The sequence below is a fragment of the Mesorhizobium sp. M1182 genome (assembly GCF_040318335.1).
GTDB lineage: Bacteria > Pseudomonadota > Alphaproteobacteria > Rhizobiales > Rhizobiaceae > Mesorhizobium.
The window spans coordinates 101588-124367 of record NZ_JAMYMD010000001.1 but is presented as its reverse complement, the minus strand read 5'-3'; the positions used below and the strand labels follow the sequence as shown (position 1 = coordinate 124367).

The 22780-nt window shown below is 62.4% G+C and carries 24 protein-coding genes; 15 read left to right on the top strand and 9 right to left on the bottom strand.

The window, feature by feature from the left end; translation table 11 throughout:
- The first annotated feature begins 58 nt into the window (after positions 1-58).
- The 8 genes from dgoD (at position 59) to NKH33_RS00520 (ending at position 7995) form a co-directional block, all read left to right on the top strand.
- Positions 59-1231 (top strand): galactonate dehydratase, encoded by a 1173-nt coding sequence (gene dgoD, locus NKH33_RS00555; protein WP_352470581.1) that lies wholly within the window; start codon positions 59-61, stop codon positions 1229-1231.
- Between the two features lie 5 nt (positions 1232-1236).
- Positions 1237-2013, top strand: coding sequence for an SDR family oxidoreductase (locus tag NKH33_RS00550; RefSeq protein ID WP_352470580.1), 777 nt, complete (start codon positions 1237-1239; stop codon positions 2011-2013).
- A 30-nt stretch (positions 2014-2043) separates the two neighbouring features.
- Positions 2044-3027 carry a substrate-binding domain-containing protein gene (locus NKH33_RS00545; protein ID WP_352470579.1) on the top strand — a complete coding sequence of 328 codons (984 nt, stop codon included), beginning with the start codon at positions 2044-2046 and terminating at the stop codon, positions 3025-3027.
- Positions 3028-3121: 94 nt separating this feature from the next.
- Entirely contained in the window at positions 3122-4645 is a 1524-nt protein-coding gene (locus tag NKH33_RS00540) for a sugar ABC transporter ATP-binding protein (RefSeq protein ID WP_352470578.1), read from the top strand.
- A 53-nt stretch (positions 4646-4698) separates the two neighbouring features.
- The gene (locus NKH33_RS00535; protein WP_352540082.1) at positions 4699-5643 is read left to right on the top strand and encodes an ABC transporter permease; all 945 of its coding nucleotides are present in this window, start codon (positions 4699-4701) and stop codon (positions 5641-5643) included.
- Positions 5644-5645: 2 nt separating this feature from the next.
- Positions 5646-6446 carry a FadR/GntR family transcriptional regulator gene (locus NKH33_RS00530; RefSeq protein WP_352470576.1) on the top strand — a complete coding sequence of 267 codons (801 nt, stop codon included), beginning with the start codon at positions 5646-5648 and terminating at the stop codon, positions 6444-6446.
- Positions 6447-6451: 5 nt separating this feature from the next.
- A complete protein-coding gene (locus NKH33_RS00525; RefSeq protein ID WP_352470575.1) occupies positions 6452-7327 on the top strand; it encodes an aldose 1-epimerase in 876 nt (291 codons plus the stop codon).
- A gap of 203 nt (positions 7328-7530) precedes the next feature.
- On the top strand, positions 7531-7995 hold the full coding sequence (locus tag NKH33_RS00520; RefSeq protein WP_352470574.1) for a cupin domain-containing protein: 465 nt from the start codon (positions 7531-7533) through the stop codon (positions 7993-7995).
- A 65-nt stretch (positions 7996-8060) separates the two neighbouring features.
- On the opposite strand, the gene NKH33_RS00515 is transcribed toward NKH33_RS00520, so the two are convergent.
- The 6 genes from NKH33_RS00515 to NKH33_RS00490 form a co-directional block, all read right to left on the bottom strand.
- Complete coding sequence (locus NKH33_RS00515) at positions 8061-8564, bottom strand: sarcosine oxidase subunit gamma (RefSeq protein WP_352470573.1); 504 nt, start codon at positions 8562-8564, stop codon at positions 8061-8063.
- Entirely contained in the window at positions 8557-11511 is a 2955-nt protein-coding gene (locus tag NKH33_RS00510) for a sarcosine oxidase subunit alpha family protein (protein ID WP_352540081.1), read from the bottom strand. Before NKH33_RS00510 ends, NKH33_RS00515 begins: the two co-directional genes overlap by 8 nt.
- Positions 11508-11789 carry a sarcosine oxidase subunit delta gene (locus tag NKH33_RS00505; protein WP_352470571.1) on the bottom strand — a complete coding sequence of 94 codons (282 nt, stop codon included), beginning with the start codon at positions 11787-11789 and terminating at the stop codon, positions 11508-11510. Before NKH33_RS00505 ends, NKH33_RS00510 begins: the two co-directional genes overlap by 4 nt.
- 13 nt (positions 11790-11802) lie before the next feature.
- Positions 11803-13059: a sarcosine oxidase subunit beta family protein gene (locus NKH33_RS00500; protein WP_352470570.1), complete on the bottom strand. Its 1257-nt coding sequence runs from the start codon at positions 13057-13059 to the stop codon at positions 11803-11805.
- A 10-nt stretch (positions 13060-13069) separates the two neighbouring features.
- Positions 13070-14218: a M24 family metallopeptidase gene (locus NKH33_RS00495; RefSeq protein WP_352470569.1), complete on the bottom strand. Its 1149-nt coding sequence runs from the start codon at positions 14216-14218 to the stop codon at positions 13070-13072.
- Between the two features lie 74 nt (positions 14219-14292).
- The gene (locus tag NKH33_RS00490; RefSeq protein ID WP_352470568.1) at positions 14293-15483 is read right to left on the bottom strand and encodes a M24 family metallopeptidase; all 1191 of its coding nucleotides are present in this window, start codon (positions 15481-15483) and stop codon (positions 14293-14295) included.
- Between the two features lie 242 nt (positions 15484-15725).
- Here NKH33_RS00490 and ehuB point away from each other — a divergent pair, with 242 nt between their 5' ends.
- The 5 genes from ehuB to NKH33_RS00465 are packed head-to-tail and all read left to right on the top strand — an operon-like array spanning position 15726 to position 19538.
- Positions 15726-16595 (top strand): ectoine/hydroxyectoine ABC transporter substrate-binding protein EhuB, encoded by an 870-nt coding sequence (ehuB, locus tag NKH33_RS00485; RefSeq protein WP_352470567.1) that lies wholly within the window; start codon positions 15726-15728, stop codon positions 16593-16595.
- 54 nt (positions 16596-16649) lie between these two features.
- On the top strand, positions 16650-17378 hold the full coding sequence (ehuC, locus tag NKH33_RS00480; RefSeq protein WP_352470566.1) for an ectoine/hydroxyectoine ABC transporter permease subunit EhuC: 729 nt from the start codon (positions 16650-16652) through the stop codon (positions 17376-17378).
- Positions 17375-18034: an ectoine/hydroxyectoine ABC transporter permease subunit EhuD gene (ehuD, locus tag NKH33_RS00475; RefSeq protein WP_023674259.1), complete on the top strand. Its 660-nt coding sequence runs from the start codon at positions 17375-17377 to the stop codon at positions 18032-18034. Before ehuC ends, ehuD begins: the two co-directional genes overlap by 4 nt.
- A complete protein-coding gene (gene ehuA, locus NKH33_RS00470) occupies positions 18031-18810 on the top strand; it encodes an ectoine/hydroxyectoine ABC transporter ATP-binding protein EhuA (protein ID WP_023717024.1) in 780 nt (259 codons plus the stop codon). The genes ehuD and ehuA overlap by 4 nt, the downstream gene beginning before the upstream one ends.
- On the top strand, positions 18807-19538 hold the full coding sequence (locus tag NKH33_RS00465) for a GntR family transcriptional regulator (protein WP_352470565.1): 732 nt from the start codon (positions 18807-18809) through the stop codon (positions 19536-19538). Before ehuA ends, NKH33_RS00465 begins: the two co-directional genes overlap by 4 nt.
- Positions 19539-19683: 145 nt before the next feature.
- Here NKH33_RS00465 and NKH33_RS00460 read toward each other — a convergent pair whose 3' ends face one another.
- Complete coding sequence (locus NKH33_RS00460; protein WP_352470564.1) at positions 19684-20115, bottom strand: VOC family protein; 432 nt, start codon at positions 20113-20115, stop codon at positions 19684-19686.
- 92 nt (positions 20116-20207) lie between these two features.
- Entirely contained in the window at positions 20208-20879 is a 672-nt protein-coding gene (locus NKH33_RS00455; protein WP_352470563.1) for a helix-turn-helix domain-containing protein, read from the bottom strand.
- A 380-nt stretch (positions 20880-21259) separates the two neighbouring features.
- On the opposite strand from NKH33_RS00455, the gene NKH33_RS00450 reads away from it, so the two are divergent.
- Both NKH33_RS00450 and NKH33_RS00445 read left to right on the top strand, forming a co-directional pair.
- Positions 21260-21625 (top strand): VOC family protein, encoded by a 366-nt coding sequence (locus tag NKH33_RS00450; protein ID WP_352470699.1) that lies wholly within the window; start codon positions 21260-21262, stop codon positions 21623-21625.
- The gene (locus tag NKH33_RS00445; protein ID WP_352470562.1) at positions 21622-21987 is read left to right on the top strand and encodes a DoxX family protein; all 366 of its coding nucleotides are present in this window, start codon (positions 21622-21624) and stop codon (positions 21985-21987) included. Before NKH33_RS00450 ends, NKH33_RS00445 begins: the two co-directional genes overlap by 4 nt.
- Before the next feature lie 379 nt (positions 21988-22366).
- Here the strand turns inward: NKH33_RS00445 and NKH33_RS00440 are convergent, their stop codons facing one another.
- Complete coding sequence (locus NKH33_RS00440) at positions 22367-22759, bottom strand: GFA family protein (RefSeq protein ID WP_352452141.1); 393 nt, start codon at positions 22757-22759, stop codon at positions 22367-22369.
- Between the last annotated feature and the right edge of the window lie 21 nt (positions 22760-22780).

Here is a 22780-nt window from a genome sequence, read left to right as displayed (position 1 = left end):
ATCCGTAATAAATCATACATATTGCCATCGAAAAAAGGCGGCAGGTCTGGGAGGACCGATGAAAATCACGGCCATCAAGGCGCGCGTCTGCAATGCGGAAATGCGCAACTGGGTCTTCGTCCGGGTCGAAACCGACGAGCCCGGGCTGTTTGGCTGGGGTGAGGCAACGCTGGAATGGAAGACCCGAGCCGTCGTTGGGGCGCTTCAGGACCTTGAGGCCCTGCTCATCGGGCAGGATCCGCGCAACGTGGAGCAGTGCTACCAGATACTTACGCGCCACGGATTTTGGCGTCTTGGCGTCGAGGGAATGTCTGCCGTCAGCGGCATCGAGATCGCGCTCTGGGACATCCTGGGCAAGTCATTGGGCGTCCCCGTCTGGCGCCTTCTGGGCGGACAGGTTCGCGACTATCTGCGCACCTATACGCATCTCGGCCTCGGAGACATGAAGGCGGTCTATGAGACCGGATCCGCGGACGCGATCGTGGAACGCGGACGCATCGTGACGCAGGCAGGCTACGATGCGGTCAAGGTCGTCTGCATTCCCTACACCCACTACGCATCGCCTGCGAAAGCCGTTGATTCTGTCGCCAACATGGTTGGCTCACTTCGCGAGGCCATAGGTCCGGACATCGACATCATGGTCGATTTCCATGGACGCCCTGCATCCGTTAACGCTGCGATGGACTACCTCAGAGCAATCGAGCCGGCCCGCATCATGTTCGCGGAAGAACCCGTGCCGCCCGAAGATGTTGCCGGACTGGCGCATATCACGGCGCGATCGGCCGTGCCGATCGCTTCCGGCGAGCGGCTGATCGGGCGTCGCGAATTCACGCACTCGATCGCAGCCCGTGCCTTCAACATTGCCCAGCCTGATATTTGCCACACTGGCGGTCTGCTGGAGACAAAGAAGATCGCGGCCATGGCGGAAACGGCAGGCATCGGCCTTGCGCCGCACAACCCGCTCGGTCCGATCGCTGGCGTCGCTGCTCTTCACTTCGGCATATCGACGCCAAACGTCGTCATTCAGGAGGAGATGTCCGGTGCCGTCGCCTGGTACGACGACGTCGTTACCTGGCCAATTCGGCGTAAACCAGGCCGCTGGGACCTGCCCGATCTGCCGGGCCTTGGCGTCACCGTCAATGAGGACGTCATCGCGCGTCACCCCTTCAAGCAGGAAGTGCTGCATGCCCGCAATGCCGTCATGCCGGACGGCACCGTGGTCGACTGGTGAATGCAATGGCAGGCCGGCTGCAAGGAAAGATCGCAATCATCACGGGCGCCGGCCAAGGCATAGGTGCCGCCACCGCCCGGGCTTTTGCAACACATAGGGCAAAGACCGTCATTGCCGAACTGAATGCGGCAAGCGGCAAAGCGGTCGCCGACGAATTGCGTGCCGGAGGCGCCGACGTATTGTTCGTCGAGACGGATGTCACGGACACATCCGCGGTCGCGGACATGGTCGCCGGCACGATCACGGCCTATGGCGGCGTCGACATTCTGGTCAACAATGCCGGTGCCAACGTGTTCTACGAACCATTGCTGATGCCGGATGAGGAATGGGAGCGCTGCCTCAAGCTCGACCTCCAGGCCGCGTGGTTCTGCGCCAAGGCGGTTTTGCCGACGATGCTGGCGAAGGGCTCGGGGTCCATCGTCAACATAGCGAGTTGCCACGCCTTCCAGATCATTCCCCATACGTTCCCGTATCCGGTCGCCAAGCATGCACTTTTGGGCCTGACCCGTTCGCTGGCCATCGAATATGCCGCACGCGGTATCCGGGTGAACGCGATAGCACCCGGCTATATCGAGACGCCGATCGCGGAAGCCTACTGGAACACATTCCCGAACCCCGCCGAGGAGAAGCGGCGAGCCTACGACCTCCATCCGCCCAAGCGAATTGGCCGGCCGGACGAGGTTGCAATGACGGCGGTTTTCCTCGCTTCGGACGAAGCGCCGTTCATAAATGCCGAGACGATCACCATCGATGGTGGGCGCTCGGTTCTCTACCACGACTAGCAACCACCATTGAGCTCAGGGAGGATCTTCATGAAAACCACAACAAAGGCTTTGGCGACATTTGCGGTACTGGCTGCCGGACTGATGAGTGGCGCAGCAAGCGCAGACGACATCAAGATCGGCTACATCAACAAGATGGGAGACCACCCATGGTTCGTCGCCGAAGTCGGCGGCGCCAAGAAAGCGGCTGAGGCGGCAGGGGCCGCGTTCGTGTCGCAGGACGTTCAGTTCGACGCCAATTTGACGATCACGACCTTCGATACGATGGTCGGCGATGGCGTGAAAGGCATCGCCATCGTTGTCCCCGACAAGGCACTGGGACCGGTCATCGCGGAGAAAGCAAAGGCCGCAAAAATTCCCTTGGTGGCGGTGGACGACGATATCTACTACCAGGATGGCACCCAGGTCCCCTATGTCGGCATGAATGCTTACAATATCGGTGCGCGGGTGGGCGAAGAGCTTGCCAAGCTCTACAAGGCTGAAGGCTGGGCGGGCAAAGAGGTGCGCATCGCCTCGATCGAGGACCGCAAGGCCGATACCTGCATGCAGCGCAACAAGGGCGCGGAAGAAGCGTTCCTGAAGGCGGTGCCCGATTTCAAGCCGGGCAACATCGTTCGCGTCCCCTACGACAACACGATGGTCAACGCCATCGACGTGATGACCACCACACTGACGGCCAATCCCAGCGTCACGAACTGGATATTCTATTCATGCAACGATGACGGCGTGCTGGGTGGTGCGCGAGCACTGGAGAATGCTGGCTATTCCGCAGACCAGGGCATGGGGATCGGCATCGACGGGAGCCGCGCCTGCGATGCCTTCGGATCCGGAAAGCCCTCGGCGTTCCGTGGTACGATGTGGCTCAATTCGGAAAATCATGGCGCGCTGGCGGTGAAGATTCTCTTGGCCTCCATCAAGGACGGAACCAAGCTTCCCGTTCAATCCTTCACTGACCCGGAATACATCACCGCCGACAATTTTGCGTCGGACTACAAAGCCAAGCTCTGCCACTGAACCAGATATGCGTCATGCGCCGCAGTGCGCATGACGCTCTTTGGGCCGGCAGTTCGTCGACGGGCACACGGGATCGATCCTCGGGAGTGAGCTTTTGACGCAATCGGATTTCTTCTCGCTCGACAGGATATCGAAGCGCTTCGGCGTCGTGCAGGCGCTCGACAATGTCTCGATTGCCTTTCGGCCAGGAGAGGTGCTTGCCCTGGTTGGCGAGAATGGCGCCGGCAAGTCGACAATGATGCGAATTCTCGAGGGCGTGTTCGCACCGGACACCGGCACCGTGCTGCATGGCTCCACGCCGATCGTTTTCAGCGAACCGCGCGACAGCCACAGAGCCGGAATACGCGTCATCCATCAGGAGCCGGAGATCGTTCCGAACCTGACCGTGGCCGAGAACATTTTCGTCGGCGAACTGCCGCGGCTGGCAGGCGTCCTGCTCGACTGGCACAGGCTCGAGGACCAGACCGATAAGGTGCTTGCGACCTTCGGCATGCAGCAGGATATGCTGCCGCGTCAACTCTGCAGCACACTCGGTCCGGCACAGCGCCAGATGATCGAAATCATGCGCGCCATACGTGCCGGCGGCCGGCTGATCGCATTCGATGAGCCGAGCTCGTCACTGACCGACGACGAAGCGCGCCGTCTGTTTTCAGTAATTCGCCGGCTGCGCGGCGAGGGCACTTCGATCGTCTACATCTCTCACAGGCTGAACGAGGTCATCGACCTTGCGGATCGCATTGTCGTGTTGCGGGACGGCCGGCTGGTCGATGATTCCCCCGCTGCCGGTGCCAGCGAGCAGACCATAGCCAAGCTCATGGTGGGCCGCGACATAGCCGATCTGTTTACGCGCGAGACGTGGCAATCGGGGCAACCGTTGCTGGAGGTGGCGGGCCTGACCACCGATCACGTCACCGATGTGAGCCTCAAGGTCCGCCGTGGCGAGGTGCTCGGCATTGCCGGCCTTATGGGTGCGGGTCGATCCGAACTGGCAAAGGCGATTGTCGGCTATGATAGGCGCCTCGACGGAACCATAACGATGAATGGTGTGCCCGTTGGCCCCAACAGTCCGCATGCAGCGATCGTGGCGGGCATCGGCTTTGCCCCAGAAGACCGCAAGCACGAGGCGCTGCTGTTGTTCCGAAGCATTCTTGATAACGCCTCGCTTTGCGTGCCCGACAGAACGTCGACCTTCGGCTTCTTCAACCGGCGCAAGGCACTGGAGATCGTCTCACCGCTTGCAGCAAAGATGTCGATCAAGGCGCCTAACCTCGACGAACAGGTTTCGAAATTATCGGGTGGCAACCAACAGAAGGTCGTTCTCGCGCGCTGGCTTGCGCGGCAGCCGATGCTTCTCATCCTCGACGAGCCGACCCGCGGCATCGACATCGGCGCCAAGGCGGAAATCTATCGCCTGATCGACGAACTCGCCGCCAGCGGCATCGGCATAATCCTGATTTCCTCGGAAATGCCGGAACTGATCGGGCTGGCCGACAGGGTGCTTGTTATGGCTGGAGGCCGGATCACGGCCGAACTTTCCCGCCCTGACATCGACGAGGCCACGATCCTGAGACATGCCATGCCTCAATCTGCAGCATCGCTTGGAGGACAAATTCAGTGAACAGCCTTGAGCTCAGGACAGCAACAACGCAAACCGGCAAAAGGCGCGCTTCCTTGCGCATCGCAGAGCGCATCGGCATTCACAACATAAGCCTTCTTGTTGCTCTCGCCATTCTCGTGCTCATTTTCGGCACCCTGAGAGGCGACGTGTTCTTCTCCAGCCGAAACCTGCTGAACATCGGTCTAGGCATTACCATCCTGGGCGTTCTGGCGATGAGCCAGACCGTGGTTATTGTCGCCGGAGGGCTCGATATTGCCGTCGGCGCAATTGTCGGTCTGACCACAGTATCGACGGCAATGGCCATCCAGGCCACCGGATCACCCGCCGCGGGCATTCTTGCCGGCCTGGTCCTGGGCGGTCTTGCCGGCCTCGTGAACGGCATCATCATCACCTATGGGCGGGTCAACGCTGTCATCGCGACTCTCGGTACGATGGCGATCTTCCGCGGCATCGCGTTCATCATGTCCGACGGGCAATCGATCGCGATTTTCAGCGAGACTTTCCGCTTCATCGGGATCGGACGAATCCTCGGCCTGCCTCTGCTGATCTGGATTCTCTTGCTGACCGCGATCGTGTTCCATCTCTTCCTTGCCCGCTCGATCGTTGGCCGCAACATCTATGCCCTGGGCGGCAATCCCGTTGTCGCACGCTTCTCCGGCATCGACATCAACCGCTACCGCGTCGGCATCTATATCATGAGTGGAGTGGCGGCCGGATTGGCCGGGATTCTGTTGGCTGCCCGTACCGGCTCCGGGCAGCCCGTATCCGGATCCCAAGGCCTGGAACTCGAGGCCATCACAGCGGCCGTTCTTGGTGGCTGCGCCTTGCAGGGCGGCAAGGGCACGATCGTCGGCGCACTGCTGGGCGTCGCCATCATTGGCGTCCTCAACAACGGAATGATACTGACGTCCGTGCCAACCTTCTATCAGTTGCTTGCCAAGGGCTCGCTGCTGATACTTGCTGTGGTAATTGCCGAGTACCACTTGAACAGGACATGACGATGGACGCGGCGATCGCTTCGACTGGCCAAGGCAAGCAGGACATTCCTGCCGCAGATGGCACCACGTCATCGCTCAAGGATCGCATCGCACGCGATCTCGGACAGCGCATCCTCGCCGGCTCCTACGCCCAGCACTCCGTCCTGCCGACGGAAGCCGAGCTTTGCGTTATCTACGGGGCCAGCCGCACCGCGCTTCGCGATGCTCTTCTGACGCTTTCGGCGAAAGGATTGATCGAGGCGCGCAAGCGGGCCGGGACGCGTGTGCGCGTGTCGAGCGAATGGAACAGGCTGGATGCACAGGTTCTGGAATGGATGCGCGATATCGAGCCCGATCTCGATTTCGTCCGCGGATTGATCGAGGCGCGGCTGGTCATTGAACCCGCTGCCGCCCAACTTGCGGCCAAGATGGCGACGTCAGGCGATCTCGCGGTCATCGAAGCGGCCTATGAAGCCATGCGCATTGCTCCGCAGGATGATCTCGCTGCGTGTCTCGATGCCGACGTCAGGTTTCATACGGCCATCCTGCGTGCCAGCCGCAACCCGGTGTTCGCCAATCTCGGCAATATGCTTGCGGCCGCCCTCAGCTTCTCCTTCCGCTTGACCACATCGGCCACCGCTAATTACCAGCAGACGCTGAGCGCGCATGGCGACGTGCTGGAGGCAATCAGGATGCGGAGGGCCGACGATGCACACGATCAGATGAAGGCGCTCATCGGGATCGCGTCGAACGACCTTCTTGCAGTGGCTCGCAAAGGCCGCCATCAACAGCCGATCGCCGCTGCCAAGGCCAATACCGTCTGAAGCGGATGGTCGGGACGATCAAGATCAGAAGCGGAGACCTGTCTGCTGAAATCGTCCCATCGCTTGGGGCAGGTCTTGCGAGACTGGACCATGGACGCGTGCCGCTCTTCAGGCCTTGGCCGAACGGCGGGAGCAGCAACCCGTTCGACCTTGCCTGCAACCTGCTTTTGCCATGGTCAAATCGCATCTCGGGCGGCGGGTTCACATTCGACTCCAAATTCCACGAACTGCCTGCCAATGTTGCACGCGAGCCATTTCCCATTCACGGCAATGGATTTTCGAGCGAGTGGGACGTCGACAGCGTAACGCAGGACAACGCAAAGCTGTCGCTCATCAGCAACGGGCCTGGCCCATACCGATATCGCGCCGAGGTGAGCTACGCGCTGGCCGGACAGGGGCTCGAGCTGAAACTTCGCATCGTCAATCGGGCATCGATCAGATTGCCGTTCGGGCTTGGCATCCATCCATGGTTCCCGAGAACAGCGTTGACCACGCTTCACGCCGCGGCATCACAGGTTTGCCTCGAACGGCCCAACCACCTCCCTGAACGGTTTGTGGATATCAAAACCCATCCCGATTGGAATTTCGGCGCCCCGGCCGCCTTGCCGAGCGGATGGATAAACAATGTGTTCGCTGGCTGGGATGGTGTCGCCTCCATATCTTGGCCAGAGCACAGTTGCAGCCTGCGGATTGAAGCTTCATCGCCCTTGAATTTGTACCTGGTCTATTCGCCATCGGACGAGAGCGACTTCTTCTGTTTTGAACCGGTCAGTCATGTTGTCGATGCTCATAATCGGGGTTCGATCGACAAATGGAATGGACTGTCGGTGCTTGGGCCCGGCGAGAGCCTGGCAGCACGTTGCAGCTTTGCCGTCAGTTAGGCGGACCTCTGCGGCGCCCTCGAATTGGCGGATGTCGGCCTGCATGTCCGGTGACAACGAAGCCGTCTTTTCGTCCAAACGGAGCTTGGGAAGAGGGAACTCCGGCGACCGGGAACCCGCGAGCCAGTTCGACGTTTGCCGGATGTCGCTGCGCAGCTCGTCTGCTTGACGGCCCACCAAATGTGCCTGGCAGGATTGGATCAATGACGGATGTTGAACCAAAAGAATTCGTGCTCGCGGGCATCGTCATGAAGCGACTGGTCTCCGGCGAACAGACGGGAGGCTTGTTGAGTCTGTTCGAAAACAGAAGCGACGGGCACACCAAAACGCCAATCCATGTTCATGCGAATGACGACGAGACGGTCTACGTCATCGAAGGGCACTTGACCGCAATTGTGGACGGTGTGGTCCGAACGCTCTCGCCCGGCGAGAGCATGTTTTTGAAGCGGGGCATCCCGCACCAGCTTATGAATCCCGGCAACCAGCTCGTTCGCTATATCCTGATAGACACGCCAAGTGTGTTCGAGCAGTTTCTTGCCGAAGGTGGCCATGAACGCAGCAAGGGAGAGGTGGTCGGGCCGCCGACGCCTGCCGATATCGAGCGGCTCAAAGTAGCCGCGCCGAAGTTTGGGATTACGCTCCTGCAGGACTGGCCGGCAAGAGAGTAGATGGCTTCGTGATGGCGGCTTGGATCGCCGCTAAAGCCGGCCCTTGCCCGAAGAACCGGTATTGGCTAGCCGTCGGCAATCCAATCCGAGAGGCTTCGCGAAAAACTTCGCGGCACGATGAGTTCGCACGCGGTCTCGCCGGTGCGCAGGAAGAGCACGGGCACGTGATGGAAGGATGTTTGCACGGCGCGGCCCGGAGCGGCGGTCGGCGCGTGCCAGTTGACGGCAATGCAGCCGGACAGAAGCCTTGCGATACCAGGGCCGGCCATTTTCAAACGAACACGACCTTCCCCAAGGGGCACGGAACAGCCGAGATCGGGGTCGACGACAAGGGCTGGCGCTTCTGTGCCTTCGTCGAGAGCCAGCCAAAGGCGGCGAGGTGCAACGCGGATGGTCAAAAGGCCCTTGTGGCGAACCGTCTCTCCCACCGAAGCGGGAAGTTTCGTGTTGAGCGACGCCGAGACGCTCTTTTCGAATTGTCTCAGTGTCGCGTCCCAGCCCTCGATCTGGATAAGCGGACAATCCGCCACGGACAGACTGAAATCCCGAGAAGAGGTCAAGCTAGCCATGCAGCCGTTCTCCCTGCGGATCGATGAATACCGGCGAGACAACGCGGGCGCGAACCGTTTCGGCCTTCATCGGATAGACCGCCACGACCTCGCTTCCTTCTGCCGCGACATCACCGGCAAGCAGGGCCAATCCGACATAGCGGTCGAGTTCTGGGCTAAAGGTGATCGAGGTCACCCGGCCGCGGCCATGGCCCTCGATCTTGTCGTCGGGCAGGAACAGGATCGCCCCGCCGCGGAGGCGCTTGCCGTCTTCGGCGCATTCCAGTCCGACCAGCCGCTGGCGCTCAGGCGCCTGATAGGCCTGGCGGCGGCGCAGTACATCGCCGACGAAGCCGCTGCGCTTGCCGGCCATGCGGCCGAGGCCGAGATCGTCGAGCGTCGTGCGCCCATCGATCTCCGGTCCGGCGACATGGCCCTTTTCGACCCGCAGCGCGCCGAGCGCCTCGACACCGTAAGGCTTCAGGTCGAAGGGTCTGCCGGCTTCGAGCAAGCGGCTCCAGAGCTGTTCACCGGCAGTGGCGCCGACATAGACTTCGTAAGCGCGCTCGCCGGAATAACTGAGGCGCAGGATGCGGAGCCCACGGACCTGCCACTCGCTTTCGAGTAGCCCCATATGCGGAAGCGCCGCGTCGGAAACGTCGAGACCAGGAAAAGCAACACCGAGGATTGCGCGGCTGTTGGGCCCGGCAACCGACATCGCCGCCCATTCATCGCTGACCGAGGTAACGGCCACGCGCAAGTCCGGCCAGGCCGTGTCGAGCAGGAATTCGAGACGCGACAGCACATCGGCGGCCTTGGCGGTCGACGTGGTCATGAAGAACCGGTTTTCCGCTAGCCGCGTCGTGGTGCCGTCGTCGAAGACGATGCCGTCGTCGCGCAGCATGACGCCGTAGCGGGCGCGGCCTATCGCCAGTTTGGCAAAGCCGTTGGCATAGACGCGGTCGAGGAAGATTGCCGCATCCGGGCCCTGGACATCGATCTTGCCGAGCGTGGAGATGTCCATCAGCCCCGCGGCCTGACGCACGGTACGCATTTCGGCAACATAGGCCTCGTTCACGTCGCGGCCCGACTGCCGGTAGAAATAGGGCCGCATCCAGAGCCCGACCTCGAGCATCTCGGCGCCATTCGCCATGTGCCAGTCGTGCATCGGCGTGCGGCGGATCGGCTTGAAATGATGGCCGACGGCGCGTCCGGCAAGCGCGCCGATCGCCACCGGCGTATAGGGCGGGCGGAAGGTCGTGGTGCCGGTCTCGGGAATCGTTGCGCCGCGCAGCGCTGCCATGGCGGCAAGTGCGGGAAAATTGCTGGTCTTGCCCTGATCGGTGCCCATGCCGAGCGTGGTGTAGCGCTTCAGATGCTCGACCGATTCATAGCCCTCACGATGGGCGAGCTCGATATCCCCGGTCGTCACGTCCATCTGGAAATCGACGAAGGCCTTTCCGCGTCCAGCGGGCAGGGCTTCGCGAAGCACGGTCGAGGCGGTCTCATCGAGATCGAGTTTCGATGGAGCGGGCACCGGCGCCGACTTGCCGCAGGAGGCTGCCGCTTCGATGCCGGCCCGATGGCCGTGCTCGACGGCAGCGGCGGTCGCATAAGCTCCTATCATTGCGCCGGCGCCGAACTGGCTGGCTGAAAAGACGCCCGGCACGAAGCCGTCAATGTCGTCGCGATAGACAGGTTTGACACCGAGGTGGGAGGTGAGATGCACGGTTGGCGACCAGCCGCCGGAGATGCAGACCAGGTCGCAGGCGGCCGAGGATTGTCCCTCCGGTCCATTGAGCGTTACGCGCCTGACGGTATGGCGGCCGTGCAGGTCGACGATGCGCGTTGCGGCCCGCACCACCACGCCGAGCCGTGCGGCTTCCGCGGCAAGTGCTGCGGGCGGGACGGCGCGCAGATCAGCAACCGTCACCTCCGCGCCGGCTGCGGCATAGTCGAAGGCGGTGCGCCAGGCACCGTCATTGCTAGTGGCGACGACGATTTTCCTGCCCGGCAGGACGGCGAAACGGTTGAGATAGGTCCGGGCGGCCGAGGCAAGCATCACGCCGGGCCGGTCATTGTTCGAGAACACGATCGGCCGCTCGATGGCGCCGGTGGCGAAAACAATCGAGCGGGCGCGCAGCATAGTGACCGTTTGCCGGGCCTCGCCGGCCGGCTTCGGATCGGTCGGATCGCGCTGTTCGACCAGTCCAAGGACATTGCCGTCATAGCTGCCGAAAGCCGTCGTCCGCTTCATCAGCGTGATGGTTTCGAAGCCCTCCAACTCGGCCGCGGCCTGCCTCAGCCATGCGGCCGCTGCGCTGTCGGACGGTTCCGCCAGAAGCTGGCCGCCAAGCAGGAAATCCTGCTCGATCAGCGCGACCCGCGCGCCGGCCGCGGCGGCCGCCCGCGCCGCCGACAATCCCGCCGGGCCGCCGCCGACGATAGCGACATCGGCGAAGGCATGATGAACCTCGTAGCGGTCGGGATCGGGGCCGGTGGCGGCTCTGCCCAGGCCGGCCGCCTTGCGGATGAAATGTTCGTAAAACATCCAGGCGCGGCGCGTCGGGCCCATGAAGGTCTTGTAGTAGAAGCCGGCGGACAGAAACGGCGCGAAAAGGCCGTTGACGCTTTGCACGTCGAAGGCAAGCGACGGCCAGCGGTTCTGGCTCTCCACGACCATGCCGTCGGCGAGTTCCAGCGTCGCCGCCGGCAGGTTCGGCTCGCGCCTGCCGGCGCTCCCGAGCGTAACCAGCGCATTCGGCTCTTCGGGCCCGGCGGAAAAAATGCCGCGCGGGCGATGATATTTGAAGCTGCGACCGACCAGGGTGACGCCATTGGCGAGCAGCGCGGAGGCGAGCGTGTCGCCGCGATACCCAATCAGCTTGCGGCCATCGAAGGTGAAATCTACCGGCACCTCGCGACTGATGCGGCCACCCGCTGGCAGGCGTTTGCGGTTCGAACTCATGCCGGTTGTTTCCTGACAGTCGATTTCCTGGCGAAGTCGACGGATGCGATCGCGTGGTTGCGGGTGTCGCGTTCGACCACCAGCCATTGCCGGCAGCCGGTCACGTGCTGCCAGAATTCACGGTGCGGGCCGGCCGGGTTTGTCCTGATATAGACGTAGCGGTACCAGGCCTCCGGATCGGCATCGTCATGGGTTGGACGCGTGACCGAGGCATCGCCGCCATAGCGGAACTCGTCATGGTCGCGCGGGCCGCAGCAGGGGCATTCGATGCGCAGCATTTTGTCCCGCCTCCTATTGCAGCCAGGCGGAAGGGCCGACACCGGCCTCATCGAGCGTGTGGCCGGTGCGGAAACGATCGAGTCCGTAGGCCGCGATCAGGGGATGCGGCTTGCCGGTGGCGATCGTGTGGGCGAAGCACCAGCCGGAAGCCGGCGTCGCCTTGAAGCCGCCATAGCACCAGCCGCCATTGAGATAGAGGCCGTCGATCGGCGTCGGGCAGATGATCGGGCTGGCATCGGGAGTCATGTCCATGACGCCGCCCCAGTGGCGCAGCAGACGGACGCGTGAAATGCACGGCATCAAAGCAATCGCCGCCTCCGCCACCTCGCGCACGACGCCGAGATTGCCGCGCTGGGCGTATGAATTGTAGCCGTCGAGATTGCCGCCGAAGACCAGTCCGCCCTTGTCGGACTGGCTGACGTAGAAATGGTCGGCGCCGTAAGCGACGACGTGATCTACCAGCGGCTTCAGCGGCTCGGTGACAAAGGCTTGCAGGACGTGGCTTTCGATCGGCAGGTCAAGGCCGGCCTTGGCACCGAGCACGGATGTATGACCGGCAACAGCGAGGCCGACCTTGCCGGCGCCGATCCGGCCTTTCGTCGTTTCGACGCCGACGATACTGTCGCGGTCGCGGAGGAAGCCTGTCACTTCGCAGTTCTGGATTATGTCGACGCCATGGCTGTCGGCGGCGCGCGCATAGCCCCAGGCGACGGCGTCGTGGCGCGCCGTGCCCGCCCGGCCCTGGAAGATGGCACCATGGATCGGAAAGCGGGCGGTGTCGGAAAAATCGAGATAGGGCACGAGACGGCGCACCTCGTCGCGGTCGAGGATATCGGCATCAATGCCATTCAGCCGCATGACATTGGCGCGGTGGCTGAAGCCGTCGAGCTGATCGGCCGAATGCGCCGTGACGAGCTGGCCGCGCTGCGAGAACATGACGTTGAAGTTCAGCGCGCGCGACATGCCCTCCCAGAGCTTCATCGAGAATTCGTAGAACTGGGTGTTGCCGTCGAGCAGGTAGTTGGAGCGGATGACGGTGGTGTTGCGGCCGACATTGCCGCCGCCGACATAGCCCTTTTCGAGTACGGCGACGTTACGGATGCCGTGGTTCTCGGCGAGGTAAAAGGCGGTGGCGAGGCCGTGTCCGCCGCCGCCGATGACGATCACATCATAGGACGGTTTTGGCTCCGCCGCACGCCAGGCGCGCTGCCAATTCTTCTGGCCGGCGAGCGCGTTGCGGAAAATCGAGAGTGCCGAGTAGCGCGCCATGCGTGCGGGCCTATCGAACGATCGGGCCGGCCGGCGTGCGGGTGAGCACTTCGGCGCCCGCGTCGGTCAAAAGCACCGTGTTGGAGACGAAGTCATTGCCGTGACCCGTTCCCATCAGCCATGACAGGATGTGGAAGCTCATCCCCGTTTCGATCTCGAGGTCGGAATCGTGTCGCAAGCCGGTCACCGAATTGCCGCCGGTCCATGACGGCGGCTGGCCGGCGCCGACAAGGTAGCCGCAGTGATGGCGGCGATAGTGGGAAAGGCCGGCCTCGTCGGCGACGGCCTGCCAGGCGGCGTAAACATCACGCGCCTTGGCGCCCGGGCGCAGCGCCTCGACGACCGCGTTGAAGGCCTTGGCGGTCACCTCCGCCATTGCGGCGTCTTCATCGCTGATGTGGCCGATGCGAACGAGCCGGCCGAGCGGGGCATGGTAGCGCGAGATGCACCCGGACAGTTCGACAAAGACCGGCTCGCCCTTGCGGTAGATTCCGTCGCCCCAGGTCGTGTGCTCTTCACCCAGGCGCGCGGCCGGGCGGATGAACGGTCCGAAGCCCGGCGCATGACCGCCGGCGCGGATCATTGCCGAAACACATTGGGCGGCGACCTCCTGTTCGGAAGCGCCATCGGAGATCGCGGCGATCGCGGCACCGGCGGCGGCGTCCGTCACCTTTGCGGCACGCCGCATCAGCGCCTGTTCTTCGGCGCTCTTCACCCGCCGCATCTCGTCGATCAGACCGGAGACATCGCTCCACGTTGCATCGGCTTGCGTCTGGAGCGCCACGGCAAGTCCATGGCTAAGGCCGGCCGTCCAGTATTCGAGGCCGATCCGCTTGCCCGACAGGCCGAGCTCCGCAAGCACCCGCGCGGCAAGGTCGGCCGCCGTTTCGCTGTCGGAGTGGCCGCGGAATTCCGCTGCCTTCACCTGCTTCTCGATCGTCACCTTCTCCATCGAGCGGGTGACCAGGACGGGGTTTCCCTGGAGTGGAACGATCAGCAGGTGAGGGGCAAAATACCCCCAGTGATCAAGCCCGGTGAGATAGAAGACGTTCTCCGGCGAGGCAAACACCGCCGCGTCGAGCTCCCGCTCGATCAGTGCAGTACGGACCTTTGCCAGGCGGCCGGCGATTTCGGCTTCGGAAAACGGATTGCGGTCCATCGGGCGTCCTCGTGCTTGTTGCCGGCTTGCTGGCGGGCATGGTCTTTTCGGCAGCCGGTTTCCCGGCCGCCATGTCAGTCGATGACGATGAGGTCGCGCGCCACGTCGCAGAGGCGTTCGCCGCCGCGTTCCGTGACGACGAACGACTCCGAGATGGCGATGCCGAAATCGTCGAGCCAGACGCCGGCCATGAAATGGAAGCACATCCCGGACTGCATCTCGGTAGTATCGCCGGGACGAAGGCTTGCGGTGCGTTCACCCCAATCGGGCGGGTATGCGAGCCCGACCGGATAGCCGACCCGGCTTTCCTTCTTCAGCCCGTTCCGTCGCAGGACTGCCTGCCAGGCGGCTTCCACCTGTTCGGCGGTGTAGCCGGGGCGCGCCTTCTCGAGGCCGGCGTCGACACCCTCGACGATTGCCTTGGCCATGTCGAGGATGGCTAGCGGCGGCTTGCCGAAATGTATGGTCCGCGTCAGCGCCGCGTGATAGCGGCGCCTCACGCCGGCAATCTCCAGAATGGCGGGGCCGCTGTCCGGCAGCGGCGCGTCGGACCACGTCAGATGCGGCGTGCTGGTGCCCTCGCCGACGGGCATCAGCGGACAGATCGCGGCATAGTCGCCGCCCGCTCCGGGCACCCCCATGATCTGCGCGTGATAGATTTCCGCAATGACATGGTTCTGAGGCACACCGGGCCGCATTTTCCCGATGGCGCGGTTCATGGCATGCGTGCAGATCGCACCCGCCTCGCGGATCAGCACCAGCTCGGCTTCGGATTTGACCAGCCGCGCCCAGTTAACGAGATCGTGGTTGTTGGCGAAATGCGCGTCGGGCAGCCCCTCGACAAGGTGGGCGTGGCAGCGCGCAGTGTAATAATGCGCGTCCATCTCGACGCCGATACGGGCCTTTCCCCAGCCGCGCGACCGGATCAGTTGGGCGAGTTCGTCATAAGGGTGTTCGACGGGCTGCTGCACCAGCCGTTCCGAGAACGGCACGATGTTTGTCTCGGGCAGGCCGGTGGTCAGGCGTGCGCTCTTGGCATCCTGCGCCCTGCCGAACCAGATCGGCCGGTCCTCCTCCAGATGGACGAGCACGCACTGCGGAACGTAGAACGACCATCCGTCATAGCCGGTCAGCCAGCACATGTTGGCTGGATCCTGACAGACGATGAGATCGAAGCCGGCTTGTTGCATGCGTGTCTTCACGCCGGCGAGGCGCTGCCCATACTCCGCTTGCGTGAATGTCCCGAAGCCCTTCGCGGTCGCCACCGAAATCCTGCCTTCCAGTACGCCGCTTGCCCTTTGATAAAATATGGGCAAGCAGGCCCAAATTGTGCACAACTCGACGTCAATTTGTTGGCTAACTACGAATTATCGCCGAATTTCCATGGTTTCTATATCTCTGCTTGCGAAATGTCTAGGGCAGTTGTATACGTCTGATCAAGCAGGCGCCGACCTCGAAGAAGGCCGCGCCCTGGGAACCATCCACAGTTGTCCAATGGGAGAAAAGCATGTTCAATTCATCGATATCGCGCCGCATGGTCGTGAAAGCGGCTGCCTGCATCGCGCTCGCCGCGACGTCATTGACCTCGCTGTCCGCTCACGCGGAAACCACCCTCGAACGGGCCAAGAAGGACGGCTACATCCGCGTCGGTTTCGCCAACGAGGCGCCGTTCGGTTACGCCACGCCAGACGGCAAGCTGACCGGCGAGGCGCCGGAAGTCGCCAAGGCGGTGCTCGCCAAGATGGGCATACCGCAGGTCGACGGTGTTTTGACCGAATTCGGCTCGCTCATTCCAGGTCTCAAGGCCGGCCGCTTCGATATCATCGCCGCCGGCATGTTCATCACCCCGAAGCGCTGCGCCGAGATCAACTACTCCGAGCCGTCCTACGGCATCGGCGAGGCTATGCTGGTGGCAAAAGGCAATCCGAAAGGCATCAAGGATTTTTCCAGCATCAAGGACAATCCGGATCTCAAGCTTGCCGTGATGGCCGGCGCCGTCGAAGGCGGCTTCGCCAAGGAAGCGGGCGTTGCCGATGGGCAGATCGTCTCCTTGCCCGACCAGTCCAGCCTGGTCGCCGCCGTCCAGTCGGGCCGCGCCGATGCTGCCGCGCTTACCGCCCTTTCGATCGCCGACATGGCCAAGAAGGCCGACGGTGTCGAATCGACCAAGCCCTTCGGCGAGGTCGCCGGCAAGTCGGTGAAAGGCCATGGCGGCTTCGGCTTCCGCAAGGAAGACACCGACCTGCAGCAGGCTTTCAACGCCGAGCTGAAGAAGTTCATCGGTTCGCCGGAGCATATCGCGCTGGTCGAGCCACTCGGCTTCGGCAAGGATTATCTGCCCAACAAGACCACCGCAGAGCTCTGCGCTGGCAAATAGGTTCCCAACTGCTGGCGGCGCGAAAGCGCCGCCCTTTTTTCCCGGGGGAATCGCATGGGAATCCGTACGCTCATTGCCATGCTGGTCATCGCGCTAGTCGTGATCGGCGCGTTGGCAACACAGGAAAGCTATAGAGTGTTCATGCCGGGGCTGCTGCAAGGCGCGGTCCTGACGGTCGAGATCGCCGTCCTCGGCAGCCTGCTGGCAATTATCATGGGCGTGCTTGCGGCACTTGCAAGGATGTATGGCCCGACGCCGCTCAGATGGCTGGCCACGGTTTACGTCGAGATCTTCCGCGGAACGTCGGCACTGGTGCAATTGTTCTGGCTGTTTTTCGTGCTCCCGCAATTCGGCGTCACGATCAACGCATTCGTTGTGGCGGTGCTGGCGCTCGGCCTCAATGTCGGCGCTTACGGATCGGAGTGCGTGCGCGGCGCGATCCAGTCCGTCGCCCGCGGCCAGTGGGAAGCGTGTACTGCATTGAACATGAGCCGCCCGCAGATGCTGCGCCGGATCATCCTGCCGCAGGCCTTTGTCGCGATGATCCCGCCCTGGGGCAATCTGTTCATCGAGCTTCTGAAATCGACGGCGCTGGTCTCGCTGATCACGCTTTCGGATCTCGCCTTCAAGGCGCAGCAAATGAACCAGAACACGTTCAAGACCATTCCGATCTTCACCCTCGTTCTTTTGATGTACCTGGCAATGTCGCTGGTTGTGACCATCGGCATGCGGCTTCTTGAAAGGCGAGCGTCGCTCGGACTGGCGCGGGGGAAGGCGGCATGATCTGGGATTGGGGATTTGCCCTGGAAATCCTGCCGGTGCTTGCCCGCGCCGCCGTCATTTCCATCGAAGCGACGCTGATCGGCTTTGCGCTTGCCGCCTCGCTCGGCCTGGTGCTGGCCGTTGTCCGCATCGCCGTGCCATGGACCAGCTGGACGATTTCGGTGCTGGTCGAGCTGATCCGCTCGACCCCGCTGCTCATCCAGATATTCTTTCTCTATTTCGTCTTTCCGAAATTCGGTGTCGTGCTCGACGCTTTCACCGCCGGGGTGCTGGCCATCGGCATCCACTACGCCGCCTATTGCTCCGAGGTCTATCGCGCCGGTTTCGACAACATCCATCGCGGCCAGTGGGAAGCTTCGATCGCGCTCAATCTCTCGTCCTGGACGACGTTCCGCGACATCATCATTCCGCAGGCGATCCCGCCGATCGTTCCGGCGCTCGGCAATTATCTGGTGGCCTTGTTCAAGGAAACGCCGTTGCTTTCCGCAATCGCCGTGATGGAACTGATGCAGACCGCCAAGATCATCGGCTCCGAAACGTTCCGCTACACCGAGCCGATCACGCTGGTCGGCCTGTTTTTCCTTGCCATGAGCCTGGTTTCGGCGGCGCTCATCCGCTCCCTCGAAGGGCTGCTCAACCGGAGGACCACCCGATGACTGAACAACCGATGGTCCGCTTCGACAATGTATCGAAACGCTACGGCACGTTAACCGTTCTCGACGGGCTCAATCTCGAAATAGCGCGCGGCGAAAAAGTCTCCGTCATCGGTCCGTCGGGTTCGGGCAAGACGACGGTGCTGCGCATGCTGATGACGCTGGAGACGATCAATGACGGCGTCATCTGGGTCGAAGGCGAGCCGCTGACCCATATGGAGAGGAACGGCAAGCTTGTTCCCGCCGATCTCGCCCACATCCGCAAGATCCGCGCCAAAATCGGCATGGTGTTCCAGTCGTTCAACCTGTTTCCGCATATGACAGCGATGCAGAACTGCATCGAGGCGCCGATAACGGTGCTCGGAATGAAGCGGGCGGACGCCGAGGCAAGAGCGGCCGAACTGCTGGAGCTGGTCGGTCTGGCCCAGAAGAAGGACCACTATCCGTCACAGCTTTCTGGCGGCCAGCAGCAGCGCGTCGCCATCGCCAGGGCGCTGGCAATGCGGCCCAAGATCATGCTGTTCGACGAGGTGACGTCGGCGCTCGACCCGGAGCTTGTCGGCGAAGTGCTGCAGGTGATAAGGCAAATCGGGCGCGAGCATGATCTCACCATGCTGATGGTCACCCATCAGATGGGCTTCGCCAAGGAGTTTTCCGACCGCGTTTGTTTCTTCTATCAAGGCAAGATCTGCGAGCAGGGGCCGCCAAGCGAACTGTTTGGTGCTCCCAAGAACGAGCGGACACGGCAATTCCTGCATGCTGTCCTGGAGGCTGGGTGACGATCGAGACAGAGGCCAAGCCGCCCACGACGGTGACCGCCGCGCCGCCGCGCCCGCTCTCCGCGCGGGAGCGGTTCGAGCGCATCTACCGGATATTGCGCGACCGCATCTGCCTGCTCGATTATGCGCCGGGAAGCCACCTGTCCGAGGAAGAACTTGCCCAGGAATTCCAGATCAGCCGCACGCCGGTCCGGCGCGTGCTGGCGCGCCTTGAATCCGAGGGTCTGGTTCAATCCGTCCACGGCGTCGGCACGATCGTCACCGACGTCGACATCGAGGAATTGCAGCAGGTCTATCATTTGCGCCTGGAGCTGGCGCTCCTCGTCGGCAAGCTTTCGCCGATTCCGCGCACGGCGGACGATCTTGACCGGATACGGGCGCTCATCGCGCGCTGCGATGCCGATATACTCAATCCCGACCAGCGCGCTTTCCTGCGCCTCAACATGGATTTTTTCTACGAGCTCACGGCGATGACCGGCAACCAGCCACTGCGCGAGATCAGCGAGCGCCTGTATTTTCAGGTCGCGCGCGTCGTCCTGAAGCTGATGCCGCAATTGGGCCTCGTCGAGGAATTCACCGCATTCCGCCGCGAAATGGAAGAGGTCCTTGCCGCGGCCGAAATCGGCGACTGGGAGTCCATCGGGCACATAAGGCGGGCGCATATCTCAATGAGCTTCCGCCGCATGATGCGCCATGCAGGCGAGGCGAATCTGGATAGAGCTACATAATCAGCCCCGTAAGATTATGCTGGTGGACTGCCGTCGAACTGGCTTCGTTTGCCAGGGAAAGCAGGCCGCCCGCCCCGATGCCGATAGAATTTGCCAGCACCGGGAATGACCGGAACGGCCCGATCCTACAGGGCCATACCTGCCCTCAGAGAGCGTCCTCATTCGGTATGTTGGCGGGGTTCCAGACGACCTCCCACAGGTGTCCGTTCGGATCGCGGAAGTATCCGGCATATCCGCCAAAGAACGTGTCCCGGGCAGGCTTGATGATCTCGGCTCCGGCGCGAGCGGCCTCATCCATCACTTGATCGACTTCTTCGCGGCGCACAACGTTGTGTCCGACTGTGAACGAGGTCGAGCTGATCGGCGCCTTGGGCAGGCCAGTGTCGTAGGCGAGGTCGTCCTGCGCCCAGATCGCGAGCTTCAACCCGCCGGACAGCGTGAAGAACGCGACGGCGCCATGCTCGAACTCGCGGCCGATGATCCCTTCCGTCGGCAAGCCGAGACCGTCGCGGTAGAACGCCAGAGAACTCTCGAGGTTGGCGACAGCGATAGTCAAAACCGAAATGCGCGGTTTCATGGCGATCTCCTCTGGTTGTCGGAGACACCAGGATAAAGTCGGGCGACAGTGACGAATTGAACAAAACGGCCAATGAAGAGCGCGACGTGGTTTCACCCGTTCTGCAGCAGGTGATGAATCTGTCGCGGGGTGCTTCCCGTCAGGCGTCGGCTCTCGCGGACAAGATGCGCCTGATCGGAATAGCCCGCCTCGGCTGCCAGGATGGCCGTGGCGCTGTTTGATTGGCTCGAAAGCCGCAGAAAGCGCTGGTAGCGGAGGATACGGTCAAGCGTCTTGGGGCCATAGCCGAAGCTCTCGTCGAAGCGCCGGCGCAACGTCCTTTCGCTCATCTCGAGTGCGCGCATCAACCAAGGGACGAGCGGCGCGTCGGGTGGCGGCCCGCGCTCGATCAGGCGATATGCCGCCTGCATGGGAACGTCTGGCGCGCGGGAGGCCGCCTCCTCGGCGACGACCTGTTCGAGCGAACAGGCCAGATCCTCGAGATTGTCGCCTGCGCGCACGCGGCTGGCGAGGCGCCGGGCTCGCGCGCCCCATAAATCGTCGAGCAACAGCCTCTGGCCGACAAGCTCGATTTGTGGCACGCCGAGCCATGCCGCCGCCGTGGCAGGATGAAAGCGCAAGCCGATCACGATCTCGCCTGCCGCCAGGACCTCGGTCTGCGGCTCCTTGTCGGGGCCGGCAATTCGGAAGCTGCCTCCGATCCATTGCAGGTCGATCGTTGCATCGGGCATGACGACGATTGGCGGTGCGCCCGCCGGGTCCATTCGATGCGCCCACACCGAAGCAAAGCTCCCGTGAAGCCGCGCCGACGCTGGACGTTGCTGAAATGAACCCGTTGCCTGCGCTGGGACGGGATCGCTCATCTCGCTCCTCTTCGGATTACCGGCGGTGAACCGACGCAGTGGCTGCGCCCGCCGTCGCTCGAGACAACAATCTGCACGACCGACAACGTCTGCCAATCGAAAACGGTTGCAAGAATCGGTTGTTTCTTCCGGCCGGAAGGAAGAGGGTAGGTGAATAATCATGTCAGATGCATCGCCTCGGCGGCGCCGTGTGAAGCCATACGTCGATGGCCGTTTTGTTCAATCCGGCAGGCGAGATGCGTGCTTATCTTTCGCCGTCGTACACCACACGAGAGGTATGCATCATGAGCAACAACAACGATCAACGGATCGACTACGTCGAATTCAACGTGAAAGACATTCAGCGGTCACGCGACTTCTACGGAAAGGCCTTCGGCTGGACCTTCACTGACTACGGCACGCAATATTGCGAGTTCAACGACGGGCGCTTGTCAGGTGGCTTCGCCGCTGGCCCAGCGAGGTCCGGAGGAGGCCCGCTCGTCATTCTCTATGCCGATGATTTGCCGGCAACGGTCAAGCGGGTCGAGGAAGCGGGAGGCACGATCGTCAGGCCGATTTATGGGTTCCCCGGCGGCCGGCGCTTTCATTTCGCGGATCCGGATGGTTACGAGCTAGCGGTTTACACCGAGGACGGCAGCAAGGAATGATCGCGTTCCTCCACCACCTTGGATTGGTTTTGCTCGGCGGCGTCTTTATCTGGGCGGGCGCCGAGCATTTCCTCAGGTTCCGGGCAGTTACAGCGTCCCTGGCCGAGCGGGGCTTTCCTGCTCCCAGGCCTCTTCTCGCGGCCGGATCGGTGCTGGAGATCGCAGGCGGCTTTTGCCTAGCAGCGGGCCTTGGTGGACCCTTTCCCGCCGCGACCTTGGCCGTATTCACCATTGCGGCGTCGTTCATGGCGCTCAACTTCTGGCGCTACAGCGGCGATGAACGCGAAGCGCTTCGTACCGGCTTCACCATCAATGTCGCCGTCTTGGGCGGGTTGATTGTCGCCGCGACCACTAGCCTGTGATCATCGTTTCGAGGCGGCGGGCCACTGGACCACGACAGAGCCATTCCACGACGCTGCGCTGCTTGGGCATTTCGTTGATGGCTTCCGCAAGGCCGATCTTCCGGCGTGACCTCCTAAACGGCCAGCTTTGAACGCGGCGCTCTGTACAAAGCCTGCGTCAGGATCGCGACGATGAATCCCATCCCCTGCGATCCTCCTCTAAGGTCCGGCGCCTTGGCTGTCACGGGTCGCCTTAGGCGCTCACGAATGCCCATGGGGCAATGTGGATGAAGGCAGCGCACCTTGTAAGCATGCAAGTTCACATTTTAGCGGCGTGAGCAGGCGGCCTGTGAAAATCCATGTTCTGATGTCGTTGCCTCCTCGGCACCGTTCCTGCGACCTATTCCTCAAAGCGACCCGTGGCGTCACGATCGCGCTCGTACCGTCTGGTGAGCGGAAACGGCGGCAACCAGGACTCGCGTCGGATGATCCAGCTTTCGTAGGTTGGCATCAGCTGGTCAGGCGCATCCAGGGACCCCAGGTTTACTTCGATTTCGTCTGCGGTGCGTCCGAAAACGGAGGAGCCGCAGCGGGGACAGAAAAACCGCCCGGCGTAGTCGCGTGTTTCGCCGTCGATCGTCACCGCATCCTCAGGAAAAATCGCGGAAGCGTGAAAAAGGGCGCCATGATGCTTGCGGCAGTCGAGACAGTGACAAAGGCCGACCCGGTATGGGCGCCCTGACGCGACAATTCGGACGTTGCCGCACAGGCAACCGCCGGTGAATCGGTCCATGCTGCGTCTCCTCCAATATCA

Bases quoted from the DNA above. Each gene is read 5' to 3' on its own strand.
- dgoD (WP_352470581.1), top strand. From the start codon at position 59: ATGAAAATCACGGCCATCAAGGCGCGCGTCTGCAATGCGGAAATGCGC.
- NKH33_RS00550 (WP_352470580.1), top strand. From the start codon at position 1,237: ATGGCAGGCCGGCTGCAAGGAAAGATCGCAATCATCACGGGCGCCGGC.
- NKH33_RS00545 (WP_352470579.1), top strand. From the start codon at position 2,044: ATGAAAACCACAACAAAGGCTTTGGCGACATTTGCGGTACTGGCTGCC.
- NKH33_RS00530 (WP_352470576.1), top strand. From the start codon at position 5,646: ATGGACGCGGCGATCGCTTCGACTGGCCAAGGCAAGCAGGACATTCCT.
- NKH33_RS00525 (WP_352470575.1), top strand. From the start codon at position 6,452: ATGGTCGGGACGATCAAGATCAGAAGCGGAGACCTGTCTGCTGAAATC.
- NKH33_RS00520 (WP_352470574.1), top strand. From the start codon at position 7,531: ATGACGGATGTTGAACCAAAAGAATTCGTGCTCGCGGGCATCGTCATG.
- NKH33_RS00515 (WP_352470573.1), bottom strand. From the start codon at position 8,564: ATGGCTAGCTTGACCTCTTCTCGGGATTTCAGTCTGTCCGTGGCGGAT.
- NKH33_RS00510 (WP_352540081.1), bottom strand. From the start codon at position 11,511: ATGAGTTCGAACCGCAAACGCCTGCCAGCGGGTGGCCGCATCAGTCGC.
- NKH33_RS00505 (WP_352470571.1), bottom strand. From the start codon at position 11,789: ATGCTGCGCATCGAATGCCCCTGCTGCGGCCCGCGCGACCATGACGAG.
- NKH33_RS00500 (WP_352470570.1), bottom strand. From the start codon at position 13,059: ATGGCGCGCTACTCGGCACTCTCGATTTTCCGCAACGCGCTCGCCGGC.
- NKH33_RS00495 (WP_352470569.1), bottom strand. From the start codon at position 14,218: ATGGACCGCAATCCGTTTTCCGAAGCCGAAATCGCCGGCCGCCTGGCA.
- ehuB (WP_352470567.1), top strand. From the start codon at position 15,726: ATGTTCAATTCATCGATATCGCGCCGCATGGTCGTGAAAGCGGCTGCC.
- ehuC (WP_352470566.1), top strand. From the start codon at position 16,650: ATGGGAATCCGTACGCTCATTGCCATGCTGGTCATCGCGCTAGTCGTG.
- ehuD (WP_023674259.1), top strand. From the start codon at position 17,375: ATGATCTGGGATTGGGGATTTGCCCTGGAAATCCTGCCGGTGCTTGCC.
- ehuA (WP_023717024.1), top strand. From the start codon at position 18,031: ATGACTGAACAACCGATGGTCCGCTTCGACAATGTATCGAAACGCTAC.
- NKH33_RS00460 (WP_352470564.1), bottom strand. From the start codon at position 20,115: ATGAAACCGCGCATTTCGGTTTTGACTATCGCTGTCGCCAACCTCGAG.
- NKH33_RS00455 (WP_352470563.1), bottom strand. From the start codon at position 20,879: ATGGACCCGGCGGGCGCACCGCCAATCGTCGTCATGCCCGATGCAACG.
- NKH33_RS00445 (WP_352470562.1), top strand. From the start codon at position 21,622: ATGATCGCGTTCCTCCACCACCTTGGATTGGTTTTGCTCGGCGGCGTC.
- NKH33_RS00440 (WP_352452141.1), bottom strand. From the start codon at position 22,759: ATGGACCGATTCACCGGCGGTTGCCTGTGCGGCAACGTCCGAATTGTC.